The following is a 20,986-nucleotide window of genomic DNA, read 5'->3' as shown; positions in this document are numbered from 1 at the left end:
ACGGACCGACGACGGTGACGTCATGAGTGATCAGGACGGCCGAGCCGTACCGAAGCGGGGCGCGGCCCGCTGGTTCGACGACGAGGCCGGACCGGTCGTCCGCCCGTACGCGATGACCCGTGGGCGCACCCGGACGGCCGCGGAGGGGCGGCTGGATCTGATCGCGCAGGTGATCGCCGAGAGCCGCGAGGGCCATGCGGTGGCCGACCAGCTGCTGTCCCCCGAGCATGTCGAGATCGTCGAGCTGTGCCGTGAGGCGCCGCTGTCGGTCGCCGAGCTGGCGGCCGAACTGGATCTGCCGGTGGGCGTGGTGCGGGTGCTCATCGGCGATCTGCTGGAGGCGGAGCTGGTGCGGGTCAGCCGGCCGGTACCGCCCGCCGAGCTGCCGGACGAGCAGGTGCTGCGCGAGGTGATCGACGGCCTGCGGGCGCTGTGAGACGGCCCGTCACCCGGTGTCGTCGTCCGGCTTCCGCTCATGGGGCGGCGGCCACCGCCGCAGTGAGATGTCCGGCTCCAGATCGGCGAGGACCTCGCCGAGCTGGGCGACGACACGTTTGATCTCGCGGTGGGTGTCGCGCCGCTCGGTGACCACCGCCGCGAGCAGCAGCGCGGTCAGCGCGGTGATCCCGTTGAAGGCCTGGAGGGTGACCATGTTGGTGAACAGGTCGTGATGGGCGAACGGCCCGTGCCGCTGGGCGGCGGCGACGATCGTGATCGTGGAGACCAGCAGGGCGCACGGCGCGGCGCCCGCGCGCTGGAAGCGGAACGCGGCCCAGATCAGGCAGGGGGAGACGAGGAAGAGCAGGTTCATCGAGCTGCTCACGGCCAGCTCGGTGACGGCGAAGGTGACGATCACCAGGGCCGCCGCCTCCGCCCACCGCAGGGGGCGGACCTGGGCCCGGTGGGGCGGCCGCACGGCGCTGAGGAGCAGCAGTACGGGCGTGATCACCAGGACGCCCATCGCGTCACCGGTCCACCACACCGCCCAGGTCGGCCAGAAATCGACGGCCTTCAGGGCCCCGGAGAGCACCAGGACCCCGCTGCCGATGGTCGTACTCACCAGCATCCCGGTCAGCGCGCCGAGGAACACCAGCGCCACGGCGTCGCGCAGCCGGTCCATCCGTACCCGGAATCCCGCCCGTCGCAGCAGCAGACAGGAGACCACCGGGGCGAGGGTGTTGCCCGCGGTGATCGCGAGGACCACCAGGAGCGAGGGGCCCAGCGTCACATTGACCAGGAAGGCGCCCAGGGCGATCCCCGGCCAGGTACGGAGGCCGAGCAGGAGCAGGGCCGTCAGCGCGATTCCGGTGGGCGGCCACAGCGGGGTGACCTGGCCACGGACCAGCTCCTGGAGCAGTCCCAGCTTGGCGCCGGCGTAGTAGGCGGCCGCGACGCAGAGGATCCGCACGGCCGTGGGGCCGTGCCGGCTCAGCCACTCGTTGCGCAGCACATCGGCCTGCTAGAGGTAGGGACCGCCGTTGTGACGGAGGACGAGGACGGCGGCGTCGTCGCTGTGTCCGGTCAGGTCGGCCACGGCGATCACGTCGGAGGCCAGCTGGTCGGCGTCCGCGTCGTAGGACGCGCCGACCAGGTCGACCACCCGCGCCAGGCCCCGCTCGAGAGGGAAGGCCGGTCCTTCCACCACCCCGTCGGTGATCAGGACGAACGCGCCCACCTGGCACAGCCGTCGGTGGGTGACCGGATACGGCCCGGTGGGCAGGACACCCAGCGGGAGCCCGCCGGGGTCCTGCAGGACATGAGCGCCGCCGGCGGTGGCCCAGACGGCCGGTACGTGCCCGGCGCGGGAGCCGGCCAGATCGCCGCTGGCCGGGTCGAAGCGCAGGAAGGTACAGGTGGCCATCAGGTCAGAGCGCATCGACAGCAGCAGGTCGTTGGCCCGGCCCAGCACCTCGCCGGGGTCGGTGGTGGAGCCCGTGACCGCCCGCAGGCCGGTCCGGACCTGGCCCATGAAGGCGGCCGCCTCCACGTCATGGCCCTGCACGTCGCCGATGACGAAGCCGAACGACCCGTCCGGCAGCGCGAACGCGTCGTACCAGTCGCCCCCGATGTCCAGGCCCGTCTGCGCCGGTACGTACCGGGCCGCGGTCCGGAGTCCGGGCAGTGCCGGCAGTTCGGGCGGGAGCATATGGCGCTGGAGTTCCACGGCCAGGGCCACCCGGGCCTGCTGGAGCTTGATCCGTTCCATGACCCGGCCGGTGAGTTGGCCCAGGACGTGCAGCAGCTCTTCGGGGGGTGGAGTCGGGGTGGTGCGGCGCCGGTTCATTCCACACTCCGCTCGGAAGCTTCGAAATGGCCGGTTCCGGTCGGCCAATCGCTGCTGGATTCTCACGTTACCGCCGAACGGACAGGGGCGTCGGTGGCCGGCCCGGCCCCGCCCCACCGCTCCTATTGAGCAATACTCAACGCGGGCGTACGGTGTCTGTTAAGCATCTGTCAATGCAAGGAGAGCGCCGCCATGGCCCCCACACCGGCCCCCTTCGAGCGCCTGGAACTCCAGGTCGGCCCGCACACCTACGACGCCCTGGCCACCGGCCCGGCCGACGGCGAGCTCGTCCTGCTGCTGCACGGCTGGCCCGAATTCGCCGACTCCTGGAGCGCCGTGCTCCCCGCCCTGGGCGCGGCCGGCTACCGCGCCGTCGCCGTCGACCAGCGCGGCTACTCCCCGGGCGCCCGACCGTCCGGCATCGCCGACTACGCCGTGCCCGAACTGGTCGCCGACGCCCTCGCCTTCGCCGACTCCCAGGGCGCGGACCGCTTCCACCTCGTCTCGCACGACTGGGGCGGCATGGTCGCCTGGGCCCTGGCCGGCGCCCACCCCGAGCGGCTGAAGTCGCTGACCGTACTGGCCACCCCGCACCCCGAGGCGCTCAACCGCGCCGCCGCCGGGGACACCGAACAGCACCATCGGCTGGACTACGTCCGCTTCTTCCGTACCGAGGGCCACCCCGCCGAGGCGGCCCTGCTCGCCGACGACGCCCGCCGGCTGCGCGCCGCCTACGGCGGCAAGGTCCCGGCGGCACTCGTCGAGGCCAACGTCCGCCGGCTCACTGAACCGGGCGCGCTGACCGCCACCCTCAACTGGTACCGGGCGCCCGCATCGGTCATCTCCGTGCCCGCCGGCCGGATCGCCGTGCCCACCCTCTTCCTGTGGGGCAGCGAGGACGTCGCCCTGGGCCGCGTCGCGGCCGAGTCGACGGGGGAGTGGGTGGACGGCCCGTACACCTTCGAAGAGCTCCCGGGCGCCAGCCACTGGCTGCCCGAAGAGGTCCCGGACGTGGTCACCCCGAAGATCCTCGACCACCTCGGCAAGCACGCCTGACGGGCCGCCGGGCCGGGACGCACCGAGATCGTTCCGGCCCGGCCGGCCCCCGTACACTGCGCTCATGTCCGGCAAGCGGGTCACCCGCCTCACCCCCGACCAGCGCAGGGAACAGCTGGTCGGCATCGGTCTGGAGATGCTCGCCGACCGCTCCCTGGACGAACTGTCCACTGACGAGGTCGCCCGTCGGGCCGGTATCTCCCGCGGACTGCTGTTCCACTACTTCGACTCCAAGCGCGATTTCTTCCGCGCCGTCGTCCGCGCCGCGTGCGACCGCTTCACGGCCGCCACCGAACCGGATGCGGCGCTGGCCCCGGTCCCGTGGGTGCGGGCCTTCATCGCCGGCTTCGTCGCGTACGTCATGGCGCACCGCCAGGTCTATCTCGCGCTGGTCCGGGGCGCCGCGGGCAGTCACCCCGCGGTGACCGACATCCTCGACGAGACCCGCGAGATCCTCGCCCGCCGGGTCCGCGACGGCCGGCGGCGGCTGGGCATGCCGGACGCCCCCCGGCTGGACCTGGCCTCCCGGGCCTGGATGGCCTTCGCCGAGGAGGCCGTCCTCAGCTGGCCGGCCGAGGAGGACGCCGGCCACGACGAGCTGTGCGCCTTCGTGGAGTCCAGCTTCGTCTGCTTCCTGGGGCTCCTCGACCGGCCCGCGGCGCTCGCCCAGAGCTGACCCGCCGCCCCGACGGATCCGCTCCGCCTCCTCAGCGGATCCGGCGCCGCCCCAACGGGCCCTATTCCGCGACCGTTTGGGACCATTGGCGGCCTTGGGGAAGCGGCCGTTCCGGATCGGGCGGGACCTCAAGTGGGCGCCGCGCGAAGCACGTTGTACCGTTCCCTTGTAGCTGCCATCGGTGTGCTGCACCGCTCCCCGGCAAGCCGTACAAAATCTTTGTTTCCCCCTGCACTTACGGCAATTCAGGAGAAGAATCCCATGGCCTTCGGGCGTTCTGAGCGCCGCAGCCGGCCTGTGGCGGCCGACCCGATGACGCTCAAGATCCTTGTCGCGGGCGGCTTCGGCGTGGGCAAGACCACCCTGGTGGGCGCCGTCAGTGAGATCAAGCCGCTGCGCACCGAGGAGCGGCTGACCGAGGCGGGCCGGCCCGTCGACGACCTGAACGGGGTGGAGGGCAAGACCACCACCACCGTCATGATGGACTTCGGTCGCATCACCCTCAACGAGGAACTGGTCCTCTATCTCTTCGGCACCCCGGGCCAGGACCGCTTCTGGTTCCTCTGGGACGAGCTCTCGCGCGGCGCCCTCGGCGCGGTGGTGCTCGCCGACACCCGCCGCCTGGCGGACTGCTTCGCCGCGATCGACTACTTCGAGCGGCGCGGCCTGCCCTTCACCGTCGCCGTCAACTGCTTCGACGGCGCCGAGCACTACCCCGCGGAAACCGTCCGGGAGGCCCTGGACCTGGACCCCGCGGTGCCGGTGATGCTGTGTGACGCCCGGCGCAAGGAGTCCGCACGGGATGTGCTGATCGCGGTCGTCCGGCACGCGATGCACTTCGGCGCGGAGGAGCGGGAGCCGGCGCTGCCCTGACCGGGCGCGCGGATGCGGCCCGTACCCCGCCGTCCGGGGCACGGGCCGCAGACCCTGTCCGAGGGGTCAGCCGTCGGCCCGGACGGGGGGCGTGGGGCCGCCCCGCCCGCCGCCGGACCTGCCGGTCCGGGTCACGACGCCCCCTCCAGCCAGCCGAAGCTGCGCTCCACGGCCTTGCGCCAGTTGCCGTACTCGCGCTCCCTGGCCTGGCCGTCCATCCGCGGCGTCCACTCCGTGTCGCGCTTCCAGTGCGTCTTGAGTTCGTCGAGGTCCTGCCAGACACCGGTCGCCAGCCCCGCCGCGTACGCCGCGCCCAGGCAGGTCGTCTCCGGGATCACCGGGCGGATCACCGGTACGCCCAGCACATCCGCCTGATGCTGCATCAGCAGATTGTTGGCCGTCATCCCGCCGTCGACCTTGAGCTGGGTGATCCGCACCCCCGAGTCCTGGTACATGGCGTCCACGACCTCACGGGTCTGCCAGCTGGTCGCCTCCAGGACGGCGCGCGCCAGATGGGCCTTGGTCACAAAGCCGGTGAGGCCGGTGATCACCCCGCGTGCGTCCGAGCGCCAGTACGGCGCGAACAGGCCGGAGAACGCCGGGACGATATAGGCGCCGCCGTTGTCCGGGACGCTCGCCGCCAGCGGCTCGATCTCGGCCGCCGACGCGATGATGCCGAGCTGGTCGCGCAGCCACTGCACCAGGGCGCCGGTGATCGCGATGGAGCCCTCCAGGCAGTAAACCGGCGCCTCGCCGCCGAGCTGGTAGCCCATGGTCGTCAGCAGCCCGCTCTTGGACGGAACCGGGCGGTTGCCGGTGTTCAGCAGCAGGAACGAACCGGTGCCGTAGGTGTTCTTGGCCTCGCCGACGCCGTAGCAGGTCTGCCCGAAGACGGCCGACTGCTGGTCGCCCAGCGCGGACGCCACGGGGACGCCCTGCAGCTGCCCGACGGCCGTCCCGTACACCTCGGCCGACGAGCGGATCTCCGGCAGGATCGCCTCCGGCACCCGCATCGCCGACAGGATCGCCGGGTCCCATTGGAGGGTGGAGAGGTTCATGAGCATGGTGCGGCCGGCGTTGGTGACGTCGGTGACATGCACCCCGCCGTCGGTGCCGCCGGTCAGATTCCAGATCAGCCAGGAGTCGATGGTGCCGAACGCGATCTCGCCGCGCTCGGCGCGTGCCCGCAGCCCCGGTATCTCATCCAGCAGCCAGGCGGCCTTCGGCCCGGAGAAATAGCTCGCCAGTGGCAGCCCGGTGGCCTCCCGGAAGCGGTCCTGGCCGTCCGCGCCGCCCAGTTCGGTGCACAGCTCGGCGGTGCGGGTGTCCTGCCAGACGATCGCGTGGTGCACCGGCTGTCCGGTGGCCCGGTCCCACAGGACCGTGGTCTCGCGCTGGTTGGTGATGCCCAGGGCGCTCAGCTGGTCCGCGCGCAGCCCCGCCTTGGCCAGCGCGCCCGCCACCACGGCCTGCACCTTCGACCAGATCTCGGTGGCGTCGTGTTCCACCCAGCCCGGCTGCGGAAAGATCTGGAGGTGCTCGCGCTGGTCGACGGCGACGATCGCCCCGTCGTGGTTGAAGATGATGCAGCGGCTCGACGTGGTGCCCTGGTCGATCGCGGCAACGTACTTCTCGGTCTGCTCCGTCATGCCGTCACGCCTCCTGAAGTCCTGGTAGTGGGTGCAGCGGGCCCGCCGCGTCCGCGTGCCGCGGGATCAGAACGCTGCTTGGTAGGCCAGGCCGGAGAGCACCGCGCCGATCAGCGGACCGGCCACCGGCACCCAGGCGTAACTCCAGTCCGAGGAGCCCTTGTGGGGGATCGGCAGCAGTGCGTGCGCGATCCGCGGACCGAGGTCGCGGGCGGGGTTGATGGCGTAGCCGGTGGGTCCCCCGAGCGAGAGCCCGATGCCGACGACGAGCAGCGCGACCAGCAGCACATTGATCCCGGAGCCGTAGACGCCCGCGTGCGCGCCGGGGACCTGGCCGATGCCGATGCCCTTGTTCTCGCCGAAGAACAGCAGCGGCAGCACCAGGCCGACGGTGGCGATGATCTCCGTGACGAGGTTGGCGGCCGGATTGCGGATCTCCGGGCCGGTGGCGAAGATCCCCACGGTCGGCTGTGCCTTGTCCTGCTCGGAGTTGGCGGCGAACTGCGCGTAGTACAGCGCCCAGGCCAGTACGGCGCCGATCATCGCGCCGATCATCTGGGCCAGGATGTACAGCGGTACCTTCGACCACTCGGTGCCGCCCGCGACCGCCGAACCGACCGTCACCGCCGGGTTGAGGTGTCCTCCGGACAGCGGCGCGGCGGTATAGGCCCCGGCGAGTACGCCCATACCCCAGCCGAAGGCGATCACCACCCAGCCGGCGGATCTCGCTTTCGAGTAGTGCAGTGTGACGGCGGCGCACACCCCCGCGCCGAACAGAATCAGGATCGCGGTGCCGATCACTTCACCGACGATGATGTCCCCATTGGAATACATGGCGCCTCCTTGGCCTCACCCGGGGCGGCCCCCGGACCTCCGTGCAGGCACCGGGAAGTGTTCACCTGAGGTGATCGACCGTCAAGGTCGCGCACAATGGCGGAAGTTGAGGAGAGATTCCGGTTCGGGGAACGCTCTGTGACGCCGTTACAGGCGGCTTCGTGCGCCCTCTGTGCCGGCCGTACCCGCCGTGCCCGCACCCGTCGTACCGGCCGGCGGCGGCACCCGCGCCGCGCCTCCCCGCCGGATCTCCGTACGCTCCGTGCCCGGCCGGCCGACCACCCAGCTCGCCCCCGGCAGCGCCTTCGCGGCCTGCTTCAGCGGCGCCAGGGCGGCCGCCGCCTCGTGGTGACCGCGGACGCTGCCCGGCGGACAGTCCACCGTCGCCAGCGACAGGGTGACCGGCCGCCCGCCCGCCGTCCACGTCACATCCAGCACCGCCTCCGCGAACGGCCCCGTCGCCCCGGGGCCGGTCAGCACCAGGAAGTCGTCCCCGCCGATATGCCCCACCCGGGCGCACGGCTCGCGCGCCGCGACCTCCGCCAGCGTCCGCCCCACCGAACGGATCAGCTCATCGCCCGCCGCGAACCCCGCTCCGTCGTTGATCTGCTTGAAACCGTCCACATCCAGCCAGCTCAGCGCGAACGCCCGGCCCTCGGCCATCCGCCGGTCCACCTCGCCGTTGACCGCATCCGAACCGGGCAGCCGGGTCAGCGGATTGAGCCGCGCGGCCTCCTCCACCCGGCTCTCGGCCAGCGCCCGCACGATGTCGGCGAGATGGACCACCCCCATGCACCGGCCGCGCTCGTCCACCACCGCCACATCGTCGCCGGTACGGTCGCGCTCCCCGTCGGCGATCAGGTCCAGCACCTGCCAGGCGGTGGCGTCCGCACCCACCGTGCGCGGCCGGTCCGCCAGGCGCAGCGCCGGCCGGTCCGCGTACAGCGCATGGCCGTACCGTCCGGACAGCGACAACAGGAACCGGTCGCGGTCGATCGCCCGCACCGGCACCCCGTCGGTGTCCACCAGCAGTACCCCCGACACCCCCGGAAACCCGGTGAGATGGCTGCGCACCGCACCCGCGGACGCGGACATCGGCAGCATCGCCGCGGGCTGCAGGAACTGCGCGACCGGCGGTCCCGAGGGCGGGCTGTACGGCGCCGGGCCGCGCGTCTGCGGCGGGCGCTCGGCCGGCAGGTACACATCGACGGCGGCGCGCCGGGCGGGCGGCGCGAACAGATGCCCCTGCGCCAGCTGCACCCCCGCCGCCCGCGCCGCCGCATACTGCCGCTCGGTCTCCACCCCCTCGATGGCCAGCAGCCCGCCCACCTGCTCGCACAGCTGCCGCATCGCGGCCACCGCGGCCCGCCGGCCCCGGTCGGTGGCCAGTCCCGCGCACAGCGACCGGTCGAGTTTGACCAGGTCCGGCGTCAGTTCGCCGAGCAGCCGCAGCGGCAGATCGCCGTCCCCCACCCCGTCCGCGCAGATCCGGTACCCCTCGTCGCGCAGCCCCGCCACCGCCTCCAGCAGCGAGCGGTGCGGGACATGGGTGAACGGCCCGCCGATGTCCAGCGTGATCTCCCACGGTCGCCGGCCCGCATCGCGTACGGCTTTGCCCAGGGACGTCAGTGACGGCAGTTCGGCGACCGTCGCGGCGAAGACGTTCACCTGCAGCGGCAGCATCGTCTCCTGGCGAGCCGCGGCCCGTACGGCGAGCGCCGCCAGCTCGGCGTCCAGATCGGGGCAGCGGTGCGCGGAGCCCAGCACGTCGAAGCCGCCCTCGCCGTCCTCGGGGCGGGCGAGTATCTCCAAGGCGGCGACCGAGCCGGTCGCGAGGTTCACGACGGGTTGAAAGGCGAAGCGAAGCTCGTCCATCCAGGCAGGCACCGCGCCAGAATGCCGCCCCAGGGCCACGAACGGCGCCCGGTTCACGCACTGTTCACGCATCCTTTCGGAGCGTATGGGCGGCCGCCCGGCGATGCGCACACGCTTTTCGGGCGGAGGGGCCCGCGGGTCCCGCGCCCGGCCGCTCACCGTACGGCGACGACCGCCGACCCGTGCCCGAACAGCCCCTGATTCGCCGTGACACCGACCCGTGCGCCCGGGACCTGACGCTCACCCGCCCGGCCCCGCAGCTGCCAGGTCAGCTCGCAGACCTGGGCGATCGCCTGGGCCGGCACCGCCTCGCCGAACGAGGCCAGCCCGCCGCTGGTGTTCACCGGCAGCCGCCCGCCGAGCGCGGTCGCCCCCTCCTGCAGCAGCTTCGCCGCCTCGCCCGTCCCGCACAGCCCCAGGTCCTCGTACCACTCCAGCTCCAGCGCGGTGGACAGGTCGTAGACCTCGGCCAGCGAGAGGTCCTCGGGGCCCAGGCCCGCCTCCTCGTACGCATGGCGCGCGATGGAGGCCCGGAAGCCGGTCGCCGGCTCCGGCACGGCGGCCGCCGAGTCGGTGGCGATATCGGGCAGGTCCGGTACGGTCCGCGGATACTGCGGGGTGGCCGTGGAGACCGCCCGGATCCGGACCGGGTCCGCGACGCCGTGCCGCCGGGCGAAGTCCATGCTGCTCAGGACCAGCGCCGCGGCGCCGTCGGAGGTGGCGCAGATGTCCAGCAGCCGCAGCGGATCGCAGACCACGGCCGACGCGGCGACCTCCTGCGCGCTGACCCGCTTGCGGTAGCGGGCGTACGGATTGAGCGCGCCCGCCGCCGCGTTCTTCACCTTCACCTGGGCGAAGTGATCCGTCGTATCGCCGTACAGCGCCATCCTGCGGCGCGCATACAGCCCGAAGTACGCCGGGTTGGTGGCACCCAGCACCCGGAACCGCAGCCAGTCCGGATCGTCCGGGCGCTCGCCGCCGGCCGGGGCGAAGAAGCCCTTGGGCGCGGCGTCGGCGCCCACCACCAGCGCCACCTCCGCCAGGCCCGCCAGGATCTGCGCCCGTGCGGTGCCGATGGCCTGCGCACCGGACGCGCAGGCCGCGTAGACGCTGGTCACCCGCGCGCCCTGCCAGCCCAGCGCCCGTGCGAAGGTCGCGCCCGCGACATGGCCCGGATAGCCGCCGCGCACCGTGTTCGCGCCGACCACGCTCTGTACGGCGCGCCAGTCGAGCCCCGCGTCCGCCAGCGCCTCCCGCGCCGCCTTCGTCCCGTACTCGACAAAGCTCCGTCCCCACTTGCCCCAGGGATGCATCCCCGCGCCGAGCACCGCCACGTCGTGCGTCATGCGCCCTCCCCGCGGCCCGCGGCGACCGGCTTCCAGTGCCAGGTCGTCCAGGTGTGCTCGGCGTCCTCGTCGAGTACCCCCGGCACCAGCTCGACCTCCGCGCCGACCTCCAGATCCGCGACGCCCACGCCGGGCGCCGCCTGCCCGAGGACCACCATCCGCTCGGCCGCCAGCTCCACGGCGACCAGCGTGTACGGCCGCCATTCGGCGTCGGGGTCGCTGACGTACGGGGCGGGCGGGCGATAGCGGGCATCGGTGTAGGACCAGACCGTGCCGCGGCGGGACAGCGGCACCTCCTCCAGCTCGCCGCCCGCGCAGCCGGGGTTGCGGCAGAAGGCGTCCTCGCGGGGGAAGAACACCGCGCCGCAGGCCCGGCACCGCGTCCCCAGCAGCCGGAACTCCGCGGCGTCCGGATCGAACCAGCCCGGCACCACCGGCTTACGTGAGCGTGGCACGACGCCTCCCCGGAACCCGAAACTGACGGAACGTCAGAAGTGTGGCACGCTGCCGCCCGGCGCGGAACCCCGGTACAGTCACCGGCGCGATCACGCCGTTCACGAGGGGAGTGCCCGTGACCGAAGCCGGCCGCGCCGACGCCGGTGCCGCCCGCACCGCCGCACCTCCCGCCGTCCGCCTGACGGCCGTCACCAAGGACTTCGGCCCGCTCCGCGCCGTCGATGCCACGGAACTCACCATCCACCAAGGCGAGTTCTTCTCCCTGCTCGGCCCCTCCGGCTCCGGGAAGACCACCCTGCTGCGCCTCATCGCCGGCTTCGAACGCCCCACCACGGGCCGCATCACCCTCGCCGGCCACGACGTCACGGACCTCCCGCCCAGCCGGCGCGACGTCCACACCGTCTTCCAGGACTACGCCCTCTTCCCGCACATGACCGTCGAGCAGAACGTCGCCTACGCGCTGACCGTCCGTGGCATCCGCAGAGCCGAACGCCTCGCCCGCGCCCGCGAGGCCCTGGCGACCGTCCGGCTCGACGGCTACGGACCGCGCCGCCCCGACCGGCTCTCCGGCGGCCAGCGCCAGCGCGTCGCCCTCGCCCGCGCCCTGATCGACCGTCCCGGACTGCTGCTCCTCGACGAGCCCCTCGGCGCCCTCGACCTCAGGCTGCGCCAGGAGATGCAGGCGGAGCTCAAACGCATCCAGCGCGCCACCGACGTCACCTTCCTCCTCGTCACCCACGACCAGGAGGAGGCGCTGACGCTCAGCGACCGCCTCGCCGTCCTCGACGGCGGCCGCATCGTGCAGACCGGCCCGCCGCTGGAGGTCTACGACCACCCGGCCACCGCCTTCGTCGCGGGCTTCGTCGGCACCACCAACCTGCTGCGCGACGAGGCGGCGGCGCGCGTCGTCGGCGCCCCGGGCACGTACAGCATCCGCCCCGAGCGGATCCGGATCGCGGCGCCCGGCAGCGTGCCGGGGCCGGGGGAGCGCGGGGTGCCCGGCCGGATCACCGATATCGCCCATGCCGGTGCCCACACCCGCTTCGTGGTCCGCCTCGACGGCGGTGACGACCGGCTCACCGTGCTGCGGCAGAACACCGCGCGGCTGCCGGAGGCGGCGCGTACCGGCGCCGCCGTCCACCTTCTGTGGGACATCGGCGACGCCTTCCCCGTACCGGGCTGAGGGACGTCCGGCGGCCGACGCCCCCTGGTGGCGGACGACCGGTTTCCGGATACTGGCGGGGCTCGACAGCCGTGTGCGACAGGGGAGTTCACCATGCGCAACGCGAATTCGTGGCGAGCCGTCGCGGCGGCCGGTGTCCTGCTGCTGGCCGCCGCCTGCGGCTCCGGCGGCGGGGGTGCCGGCGGCGCGGGGCCCGCCGAGAAGAAGACCGTCGGCAAGGGCGAGGGACGGGTCGACATCGTCGCCTGGGCGGGCTACGCCGAGGACGGCTCCAACGACCCCAAGGCCGACTGGGTGCACCCCTTCGAGAAACGGACCGGCTGCAAGGTCAACACCAGGACCGCCGGGACCTCCGACGAGATGGTCGCGCTGATGAAGACCGGCCAGTACGACACCGTCTCCGCCTCCGGCGACGCCACCCTCCGGCTGATCGCCGCCAAGGACGTGGCGCCCGTCAACACCGAGCTCGTCCCGAACTACCGCGACATCTTCACCGGCCTCAAGATGCGCCCGTTCAACTCCAGGAACGGGCGGATGTACGGCATCCCGCACGGCCGCGGCGCCAACCTGCTGATGTACCGCACCGACAAGGTCTCCCCGGCACCCGACTCCTGGCGGGCCGTCTTCGACGACGCGGCGAAGTACTCGGGCAAGGTGACCGCGTACGACTCGCCCATCTACATCGCCGACGCCGCCCTCTACCTGATGAAGACCGATCCCGCGCTCGGCATCAAGGACCCCTACGCCCTGGACGACAAGCAACTCGCGGCCGCCGTCGCGCTGTTGAAGAAGCAGCGGCAGCACATCGGCGAGTACTGGAGCGACTACCAGAAGGAGGTCACCGCCTTCAAGGGCGGCGACAGCGTCATCGGCACCAGCTGGCAGGTCATCGCCAACACCGCCACGGCGGAGAAGGCCCCGGTCAAGGCCGTGCTCCCCAAGGAGGGCGCGACCGGCTGGTCGGACACCTGGATGGTCTCCGCCACCGCCAAGCACCCCAACTGCGCCTACAAATGGCTCGACTGGATCGTCTCCCCGAAGGTCAACGCCCAGGTGGCCGAGTACTTCGGCGAGGCGCCGGCGAACGCCAAGGCCTGCAAGGAGACCGCCGACCCCCGGCACTGCGCGGTCTACCACGCCGACGACGAGAGCTACTACCGTCGCGTCCACTTCTGGACCACGCCGGTCCCGCAGTGCCTCGACGGCCGGAAGAACGTCAGGTGCACCGATTACGCGGAATGGACCCGCGCCTGGACGGAGATCAAGGGCTAGCCGGGGCGGGACCCCGGATGTCCGCCCCCGACGAAGGGCCCCGCGCCCGCGCCCGGCTCGCCGCCCTCCTCGCCCCGCCGCTCCTCTGGCTGGTCCTCGCCTACCTCGGCTCCCTCGCCGTCCTCCTCCTCACCGCCTTCTGGACCACCGACCCCTTCACCTCCGACGTCGTCCACTCCTTCACCACCGACAACTTCCGCGACATCCTGACCACCCCGGTCTACCGCGCCGTCGCCCTGCGCACCCTGGGCATCGCCGTCACTGTCACCCTCCTCGACGCCGCCCTCGCCCTGCCCATGGCCTTCTTCATGGCGCGGGTGGCCACCGGCCGGCTGCGCGCCGCCCTCCTGGTGGCCGTCCTCACCCCGCTGTGGGCCGGCTATCTCGTCAAGGCGTACGCCTGGCGGGTCATGCTCGGCGAGCACGGCATCGTCAACGCGGCGCTCGCCCCGTTCGGACTGCACGGCCCCGGATACGGCACCACGGCCGTCGTCCTCGTCCTCGCCTACCTCTGGCTGCCGTACATGATCCTGCCGGTCCACGCGGCCCTGGAGAGGCTGCCCGCCCACCACCTGGAGGCCTCCGCCGACCTCGGCGCGGGCACCCTCAGAACGCTGCGCTCCGTCGTCGCCCCGGCCGTCCGTCCCGCGCTCCTGGCCGGTTCCGTCTTCACCTTCTCGCTGTCCCTCGGCGACTACCTCACCGTGCAGATCGTCGGCGGCCGCACCCAGCTCCTGGGCAATGTCATCGCCTCCCAGGTCACCCTCGACCTGCCGCTCGCCGCGGCCCTGTCCGCCGTACCGGTGGCCCTCATCGTCTGCTACCTCGCCGCCGTCCGCCGGGCGGGCGCCCTCGATTCCCTCTAGCCAGGAGGTGGTTCGGTGCAGCTGCCGCGCACCGCCCGCATCGTGCTCGGCTGCATCACGGCCGCCGGACTCGCGCTGATCCATCTCCCGCTGATCCTGGTCGTCCTCAACTCCGTCAACGCCGACCGCTCGTTCGCCTGGCCGCCCAGCGCGCTCACCGGCGAGTGGTGGCGCCGCGCCCTGCACAGCGCGGGCGCCCGCGACGCCCTGTGGACCTCGCTGCAGGCGGGCCTCGGCGCCACCGCCATCGCCCTGGTCCTCGGCTCGCTCGCCGCCTTCGCCGTGCACCGCCACCGCTTCTTCGGCCGGCGGACCGTCTCGTTCCTGATCGTGCTGCCGCTCGCGCTGCCCGGCATCGTCACCGGCATCGCCCTCAACGCCGCGTTCCGCACCGTCCTGGAACCGCTCGGCATCGGCTTCGGCCTGTTCACCGTCGTCGTCGGCCATGCGACCTTCTGCGTCGTCATCGTCTTCAACAACGTCGCCGCCCGGCTCCGCCGGATCGCCCCCTCACAGGCCGAGGCCTCCGCGGACCTGGGCGCCCGCCCCTGGCAGACGCTGCGCCATGTCACCTTCCCGGCGCTCCGCCCAGCCCTTTTCGCCGGCGCCCTGCTGGCCTTCGCGCTCTCCTTCGACGAGGTCGTGGTGACCACCTTCACCGCGGGCGCGGGCACCAGGACGCTGCCCCTGTGGATCTACGAGAACCTGGCCCGCCCCCGCCAGGCGCCGGTCGTCGACGTCGTCGCCACGCTGCTGATCGTGCTGTCCGTGATCCCCGTCCATGTGGCGCAGCGACTGTCGTCGGATCCGGCGGGCGGGCGGATCCGACGCCTGCCGACCGACGGAACGTGACGCGCCGCGTCCCTCAACTCCCGTTCTCTGCAAGCCACTTCGCGGCGATCTCGGCCAGCTCCGCATCCCGTCCCGCGAGCATCATCCGGATCATCTGCGCATCGCCGCGCAGCGACCACGCCGGGTGGCCGAAGGTCGCGGGGTTGTTGCCCTCGATGAGGAAGTGCGCGGGCCAGGCCGTGCCGTAGCCGATGACCGGCAGGGCGAGCAGCAGCCGGGGCCGCCGCCGCAGCACCCCGTACGCGGACACCGCCAGCCCGGTCAGCGTGCCGGTCAGATGGATCCAGCGGGTGGCCGCCTTCGAGTGCATCGCCACGTAGTAGGGCCAGAACTCCTCGTACGAGCCGAACTCGCGGCCGGCGGCGTATTCGTCGGCTTCATCGGCTTCATCGGATGCATGGGTCATGCCCGCACGGTAGTGCCGCCCCTGGACGCTGTCAGCACCCGGTGCTATGTTGTTCTCGCTTCGAGAAAGACTCAAAGTGAGAATGACAAGCGGAGGCGATGCGGTCATGGACGCGCACCGGGGGAGTGGCACCGCGGATGGCGGCGACGACGGCGCGTTCCTCGCGGCGTACGACCCGCGCGAATTCCCGGCCATCGCCGTGACCGTCGACATCGTCGTACTGACGCTGCGCCAAGGAGCCCTGCACGTCCTGCTCGTGGAGCGCGGCGGCCGGCCGTTCAAGGGCGCCTGGGCGCTGCCCGGCGGCTTCGTCCGGGCCGGCCGGGAGACGCTCGACGAGGCCGCGGCCCGCGAGCTGGCCGAGGAAACCGGACTGGACCCCACGCACCTGGAGCGCGTCCACCTCGAACAGCTCGGCTCGTACGGCGACCCCGGCCGCGACCCGCGCATGCCCGTCGTCACCGTCGCCTACCTGGCCTTCGCGCCCGATCTCCCCGAGGCGCGGGGCGGCAGCGACGCCTCGGCCGCCGCCTGGATCCCGGTCGCCGGACTGGGGCTCGGCGCCGGCCCCGGCTTCGCCGTGGGCGATACTTCCGCCGTCACCGAACCGGACGCGGCCCGCCCGCGTCCCCCAGAGCAGGGCCCGGGGCACGGGACCGACGGGGGTGATTCCGTGCCCCGGCCCGACGACGACACCCAGGAGGCGCCCGGCCGTACGGCCCTCCCGCTCGCCTTCGACCACGCCCGGATCGTCACCGACGGCCTCGACCGCGCCCGCGCCAAGCTCGAATACACCCCGCTGGCCACGGCCTTCCTCGGCGAGGAATTCACCATCGTCGAACTCCGCGGCGTCTACGAAGCCATCTGGGGCAGCCCGCTGCACGCCGGCAACTTCCACCGCAAGGTGCTCTCGGTCCCCGGCTTCGTCGAATCCACCGGCGCGACCGCCGCCCGCGGCGGAGCCCGCGGCGGCCCCCGCGCCCGCCTCTACCGCGCGGGCGACGCCCGCCTGCTGCACCCGGCGCTGCTGCGCCCGGACCGCGAGGAGAGCGTCCGATGACCGGCACGGCGGACACCCGCGCCGCCGCCCGCGCCGCCCTGGCTGCCGCCCGCACACCCGCCGACCTCTTCCCCGACGGCGACGCCGCGGCCGCCCGCATCCACCGCAGGCTCGCCCGCCTCCTGCACCCGGACACCGTCCCCGCGGCCGAACGCCCGGACGCCGAGGCCGAGTTCGCCCGCCTCGACGCCCTCTGGCGACGCCGCACCGCCGGCGCCCAACCCACACTCACCACCCGCCGCCGCACCTACACCCTCGGGCCGGTCGCGGCCTCCGGCGACCTCGCCGTACTCCGCGAGGCGTCGTACGAGCAGGACGGCACCCGGCACCGCGCCCTGCTGAAGATCCCCCGCGCGGTCGCCGACAACGACCTGATGGAACGCGAGGCGGCGGCCCTGAACCGGCTCGCCCGCCGCGGCGAGCCACGCCACCGCGGCTACGCACCCCGGCTCCTGGAGACCGTCCGCCACCGCGACCCCGACACCGGAGCCGAGCGCCGCATCAACGTCCTCGTCCCGCTCACCGGCTGGCACACCCTGACCGAAGTCCGCACCGCCCACCCCGACGGCCTCGACCCGCGCGACGCCGCCTGGATGTGGCGCCGGCTCCTGGTCGCCCTCGGCTGGGCCCACCGGACCGGCCTCGTGCACGGCGCCGTCCTGCCCGACCACGTCCTCATCCACCCCGGTCAGCACGGCCTCGTCCTCCTCGACTGGTGCTACAGCACATCGCTCGGCGTCGGCGATCACGTGCCCGCCCTCGTCGAACGCCACCGCGACCACTACCCGCCCGAGGTCACCGGCCGCCGCCCGGCGACCGAGGCCACCGACATCCACCTCGCCACCCGCACCATGGCCACCCTCATGGGAGACCGCGCCCCGCAACCGATGCACGCCTTCCTGCGCGGCTGCACCCTCCCCGCCGAGGCCCGCCGCCCGCACGACGCCTGGCGGCTGCTGGCCGAGCTCGACGAACTCCTCGACCGCCTCTACGGGCCCCGTACCTTCCGCCCGTTCGCGATGCCGGCCGCACGGCCGCATCCCTAGACGGCATCCCGCCACACCACGCACACCACACCACGCACACCACACATCAGGGGGAATCATCATGGGCAGCGGAACCTGGTCCACCAACGTCTACGGCGCCGCGGCAAGCTACCGCGCCGCCGCCGGCACCAGCGCCTTCGACTACAGCGACCGCACCACCGCCTCCACCCCGCGCCACACCTGGACGGCACACCCCTCGCTCGACCCCAACGGCCTCACCACCCGCGAGAGCCGCGACTCCGACGAACACCCCACCTCGCTGGCCATCTCCGTCCTCTTCGACGTCACCGGATCGATGGGCTCGGTGCCGCGGACGCTGCAGACCAAGCTCCCCGAGCTGTTCGGCCTGCTGCTGCGCAAGGGGTACGTCGCACACCCGCAGATCCTCTTCGGCGCCGTCGGCGACGCCACCTGCGACCGCGTCCCGCTCCAGCTCGGCCAGTTCGAGTCCGACAACCGCATGGACGACGACCTCGGCAACATCCTGCTGGAGGGCGGCGGAGGCGGCCAGATGACCGAGTCGTACGAACTCGCCCTCTACGCCATGGCACGGCACACCAGCCTCGACTGCCACGAAAAGCGCGGCCGCCGCGGCTACCTCTTCCTCATCGGCGACGAGATGCCCTACGGCAAGGTCAAGGCCCGCGAGGTCCGCGCCGTCTTCGGCGACCACCTCACCGAGGACATCCCGCTGCCCGCGATCCTCGCCGAGCTGCGGCGGAAGTTCGAGGTGTACTTCATCGTCCCGGCCGGGGCCGCCCACGTCGGCAACACCGCTGTCCTCGGCACCTGGCGCAAGCTCCTGGGCCAGAACGTCATCGAACTCGACGACCTCGGCGCCGTCTGCGAGACCATCGCGCTGACCGTCGGCCTCGGCGAGGAGGCCATCGACCTGGCCTCCGGACTCGACGACCTCGCCGACATCGGCTCCGACGCGGGCGCCACCGTCGGCAAGGCGCTGGCCACCCTTGGCCGTTCCGGCGGCACCGTGGCCCGCTCCTCCGCACCCCTCGTCGACGCCGACCCCACCGCGGGCGGCACCACCCGCCTGTAAGGACCGCCCGTGCACACCATCGTCGTCGACCTCGGCCACGGCGACGCCGGCAAGGGCACCGTCGTCGACCGGCTCTGCGCCCCCCTGCCGGGCGCCGCGCCGGTCACGGCGGTGGTCCGCTTCAACGGCGGCGCCCAAGCCGCCCACAACGTCGTCACCGCCGACGGCCGCCACCACACCTTCGCCCAGTTCGGCTCCGGCACCTTCAGCGGAGTCCCCACCCATCTCTCCCGCCTCATGCTGGTCGACCCCCTGGCCCTCGCCGCCGAGGCCCGCCACCTGGCCTCGCTCGGCGTCCCGGACCCGCTGTCCCTGCTCACCGTCGACCGCCGCGCCCTGCTCACCACCCCCTACCACGCGGCCGCCAACCAGGCCCGCGAACGCGCCCGCGGCACCGCCCGGCACGGCTCCTGCGGCATGGGCATCGGCGAAACCGCCGCGTACGCCCTCGCCCACGCCGCCGACGCCCCGACGGCCGGCGACTGCGCCTCCCGTACGGCGCTGCGCCGCAAACTCACCCTGCTCCGCGACCGGCTGACCGCGGACCTCGGCCCGCTCGGCGGCCCGCCCGTCGACGCCTGCCTGGACGCCTGCGCCGCCTTCGCCCACCACGTACGCCTCGTCGACGGCGACCACCTGACCGCACTGGTGCGCTCCGGCGCCGTCGTCTTCGAGGGCGCCCAGGGCGTGCTGCTGGACGAGTGGTACGGCTTCCACCCGTACACCACCTGGTCCACCACCACGTTCCAGGGAGCGGAGACGCTGCTCGCCGAGGCGGGCCGGCCGGGAACCGCGCTCCGCCTGGGCGTCGTCCGCACCTACACCACCCGCCACGGACCCGGCCCCCTGGTCACCGAGGACCCCGCGCTGCGCACCGCCCTGCCCGAGGCCCACAACGGCCACGGACGCTGGCAGGGCGCCTTCCGCGCCGGACACTTCGACGCACCGGCACACGCCTACGCGGCCGCGGTGTGCGGGGGAGTGGACGCCCTCGCCGTCACCCACCTCGACGCGCCCGCCCGCCACCCGGAACTGCGCCTCGTCCACGGCTACCGGACCCCCGACGGCCCGATGGACCGCGTCCCGGCCGCCGCCCGCCCCGGCGACCTCGACCGCCAACAGCGCCTCACCGAAACCCTGCTGACCGCCCGCCCGGCCGCCTGGCGGTCACCGGGCGCCGACCCGCGCGCCTGGTGCGACGCCATCGGCGAGGCCCTGGCGGCCCCCGTCCTGATGGAGTCCTACGGGCCGACGGCGGCGGACAAGGTCCTCGCGACCGGCGGGTCCGGCCGCCGGAGCGGCGGGTCCGCCCGCACTCCCGTCCGCCCGATGCCCGGCGAACCGGTGGCCGCGGGCACCGGAACTCAGCGCACCGGGAAGTCGAAATAGGTGTCCGGGAACGTCTCCGGCTGGAAGGTGAAGTGCCACCACTCCTCCGGAAGATTCACGAACCCGGCCCGCTCCAGCCCCGTCTTGAGCAGCAGCCGGTTCTTCAGCTGCCGTCCGTGGATCCGCGGATCCAGCGTGTGCGCAAGGGTGTCGAAACAGTCGAAGCCGGTCCCCATGTCGAGCGAGTTGTCCGGGAAGCGCCCGGCCTTCGGCCCGTAACAGGACGTCAGCGGCTCGCCCGGCACATACGGGCGGGTGGGCAGCGCCGGCAGCCGCACCAGGGTCAGATCGACCGTACTGCCCCGGCTGTGCCCCGACTTGGCGGCGATGTAGCCGTCGTCGAACAGCCGCGTCTTGTCCACCCGCGGATAGAACTCGGCCTTCATCCGCTGGTCATCGAGGTCCTTGGCCCACCGGACGAAATGGTCCACGGCCCGCTGCGGGCGGTAGCAGTCGTACACCTTCAGCGAGAACCCCCGCTTCAGGAACGAACGCTGGGCGCGATGCAGCGCCCGCGCGGCGTCCCGCGTCAGCAGACACGTCGGGCGCTGGTAGCCGTCCACCGGAACGCCCACGAAGTTGTGCGGCGTGATGTAGCGCATCTCCTGAATGATCGTCGGGTCCACGGCCCGCAGCGCGACGAACTCCGGGGGGCGGGCGGACGGCGGCGCCGCGCCGCCCGCCGAGGCGCTCGACGGGACGACGGTGAGGGTCAGCAGGGCGGCGGCGGCGACGGCGAGGCCGCGCAGCGCGGCAGCAAGTCTCGGCATGGCCCTGATCTACCAGCCGCGGCGGGCGCAGCGGAAGCC

At 73.0% G+C, this 20,986-nt stretch carries 21 protein-coding genes; 12 read left to right on the top strand and 9 right to left on the bottom strand.

Annotation, left to right across the window (positions count from 1 at the left end; genetic code table 11):
- The first annotated feature begins 22 nt into the window (after positions 1–22).
- Entirely contained in the window at positions 23–436 is a 414-nt protein-coding gene (locus AC5677_RS05815; RefSeq protein ID WP_497193921.1) for a DUF742 domain-containing protein, read from the top strand.
- Positions 437–445: 9 nt separating this feature from the next.
- On the opposite strand, the gene AC5677_RS05810 is transcribed toward AC5677_RS05815, so the two are convergent.
- Positions 446–1,447 carry an MASE1 domain-containing protein gene (locus AC5677_RS05810; RefSeq protein WP_497196520.1) on the bottom strand — a complete coding sequence of 334 codons (1,002 nt, stop codon included), beginning with the start codon at positions 1,445–1,447 and terminating at the stop codon, positions 446–448.
- Between the two features lie 12 nt (positions 1,448–1,459).
- Positions 1,460–2,284: a PP2C family protein-serine/threonine phosphatase gene (locus AC5677_RS05805; protein WP_497193920.1), complete on the bottom strand. Its 825-nt coding sequence runs from the start codon at positions 2,282–2,284 to the stop codon at positions 1,460–1,462.
- Positions 2,285–2,476: 192 nt separating this feature from the next.
- Between AC5677_RS05805 and AC5677_RS05800 the strand changes: the two genes are divergently transcribed.
- The 3 genes from AC5677_RS05800 (at position 2,477) to AC5677_RS05790 (ending at position 4,889) form a co-directional block, all read left to right on the top strand.
- Positions 2,477–3,340 (top strand): alpha/beta fold hydrolase, encoded by an 864-nt coding sequence (locus AC5677_RS05800; RefSeq protein ID WP_497193919.1) that lies wholly within the window; start codon positions 2,477–2,479, stop codon positions 3,338–3,340.
- Positions 3,341–3,404: 64 nt separating this feature from the next.
- Positions 3,405–4,016, top strand: coding sequence for a TetR/AcrR family transcriptional regulator (locus AC5677_RS05795; RefSeq protein WP_497193918.1), 612 nt, complete (start codon positions 3,405–3,407; stop codon positions 4,014–4,016).
- A 261-nt stretch (positions 4,017–4,277) separates the two neighbouring features.
- Positions 4,278–4,889, top strand: coding sequence for a GTP-binding protein (locus AC5677_RS05790; protein ID WP_497193917.1), 612 nt, complete (start codon positions 4,278–4,280; stop codon positions 4,887–4,889).
- A gap of 131 nt (positions 4,890–5,020) precedes the next feature.
- On the opposite strand, the gene glpK is transcribed toward AC5677_RS05790, so the two are convergent.
- The 5 genes from glpK to AC5677_RS05765 all read right to left on the bottom strand — a co-directional run bounded on the left by glpK (position 5,021) and on the right by AC5677_RS05765 (position 11,048).
- Positions 5,021–6,538 (bottom strand): glycerol kinase GlpK, encoded by a 1,518-nt coding sequence (gene glpK, locus AC5677_RS05785; RefSeq protein ID WP_497193916.1) that lies wholly within the window; start codon positions 6,536–6,538, stop codon positions 5,021–5,023.
- Positions 6,539–6,604: 66 nt separating this feature from the next.
- Complete coding sequence (locus AC5677_RS05780; RefSeq protein ID WP_497193915.1) at positions 6,605–7,372, bottom strand: MIP/aquaporin family protein; 768 nt, start codon at positions 7,370–7,372, stop codon at positions 6,605–6,607.
- 147 nt (positions 7,373–7,519) lie between these two features.
- Positions 7,520–9,247, bottom strand: coding sequence for a bifunctional diguanylate cyclase/phosphodiesterase (locus AC5677_RS05775; RefSeq protein ID WP_497193914.1), 1,728 nt, complete (start codon positions 9,245–9,247; stop codon positions 7,520–7,522).
- Positions 9,248–9,402: 155 nt separating this feature from the next.
- Positions 9,403–10,593 (bottom strand): lipid-transfer protein, encoded by a 1,191-nt coding sequence (locus AC5677_RS05770; RefSeq protein WP_497193913.1) that lies wholly within the window; start codon positions 10,591–10,593, stop codon positions 9,403–9,405.
- Positions 10,590–11,048, bottom strand: coding sequence for a Zn-ribbon domain-containing OB-fold protein (locus AC5677_RS05765; RefSeq protein ID WP_497193912.1), 459 nt, complete (start codon positions 11,046–11,048; stop codon positions 10,590–10,592). The genes AC5677_RS05770 and AC5677_RS05765 overlap by 4 nt, the downstream gene beginning before the upstream one ends.
- Positions 11,049–11,164: 116 nt before the next feature.
- Between AC5677_RS05765 and AC5677_RS05760 the strand changes: the two genes are divergently transcribed.
- From AC5677_RS05760 to AC5677_RS05745, 4 genes are all read left to right on the top strand, one after another.
- Positions 11,165–12,232, top strand: coding sequence for an ABC transporter ATP-binding protein (locus AC5677_RS05760; protein WP_497193911.1), 1,068 nt, complete (start codon positions 11,165–11,167; stop codon positions 12,230–12,232).
- Between the two features lie 93 nt (positions 12,233–12,325).
- Entirely contained in the window at positions 12,326–13,504 is a 1,179-nt protein-coding gene (locus AC5677_RS05755) for an ABC transporter substrate-binding protein (protein ID WP_497193910.1), read from the top strand.
- A gap of 17 nt (positions 13,505–13,521) precedes the next feature.
- Positions 13,522–14,370: an ABC transporter permease gene (locus AC5677_RS05750; protein ID WP_497193909.1), complete on the top strand. Its 849-nt coding sequence runs from the start codon at positions 13,522–13,524 to the stop codon at positions 14,368–14,370.
- Between the two features lie 15 nt (positions 14,371–14,385).
- A complete protein-coding gene (locus tag AC5677_RS05745) occupies positions 14,386–15,222 on the top strand; it encodes an ABC transporter permease (RefSeq protein ID WP_497193908.1) in 837 nt (278 codons plus the stop codon).
- Between the two features lie 13 nt (positions 15,223–15,235).
- On the opposite strand, the gene AC5677_RS05740 is transcribed toward AC5677_RS05745, so the two are convergent.
- Positions 15,236–15,628: an Mpo1-like protein gene (locus tag AC5677_RS05740; RefSeq protein ID WP_497193907.1), complete on the bottom strand. Its 393-nt coding sequence runs from the start codon at positions 15,626–15,628 to the stop codon at positions 15,236–15,238.
- A gap of 106 nt (positions 15,629–15,734) precedes the next feature.
- On the opposite strand from AC5677_RS05740, the gene AC5677_RS05735 reads away from it, so the two are divergent.
- From AC5677_RS05735 to AC5677_RS05720, 4 genes are all read left to right on the top strand, one after another.
- Entirely contained in the window at positions 15,735–16,688 is a 954-nt protein-coding gene (locus AC5677_RS05735; RefSeq protein WP_497193906.1) for an NUDIX hydrolase, read from the top strand.
- Positions 16,685–17,734: a protein kinase family protein gene (locus AC5677_RS05730; protein WP_497193905.1), complete on the top strand. Its 1,050-nt coding sequence runs from the start codon at positions 16,685–16,687 to the stop codon at positions 17,732–17,734. Before AC5677_RS05735 ends, AC5677_RS05730 begins: the two co-directional genes overlap by 4 nt.
- Positions 17,735–17,795: 61 nt before the next feature.
- Entirely contained in the window at positions 17,796–18,788 is a 993-nt protein-coding gene (locus AC5677_RS05725; RefSeq protein WP_497193904.1) for a hypothetical protein, read from the top strand.
- 9 nt (positions 18,789–18,797) lie between these two features.
- Entirely contained in the window at positions 18,798–20,177 is a 1,380-nt protein-coding gene (locus tag AC5677_RS05720) for an adenylosuccinate synthetase (RefSeq protein ID WP_497193903.1), read from the top strand.
- Here the strand turns inward: AC5677_RS05720 and AC5677_RS05715 are convergent.
- A complete protein-coding gene (locus tag AC5677_RS05715; RefSeq protein WP_497193902.1) occupies positions 20,153–20,947 on the bottom strand; it encodes a M15 family metallopeptidase in 795 nt (264 codons plus the stop codon). The two genes, AC5677_RS05720 and AC5677_RS05715, sit on opposite strands and share 25 nt — an antisense overlap.
- Between the last annotated feature and the right edge of the window lie 39 nt (positions 20,948–20,986).

The sequence above is a fragment of the Streptomyces sp. JLSY215 genome, from assembly GCF_059682825.1.
This window is presented reverse-complemented; position numbering and strand designations above follow the sequence as displayed.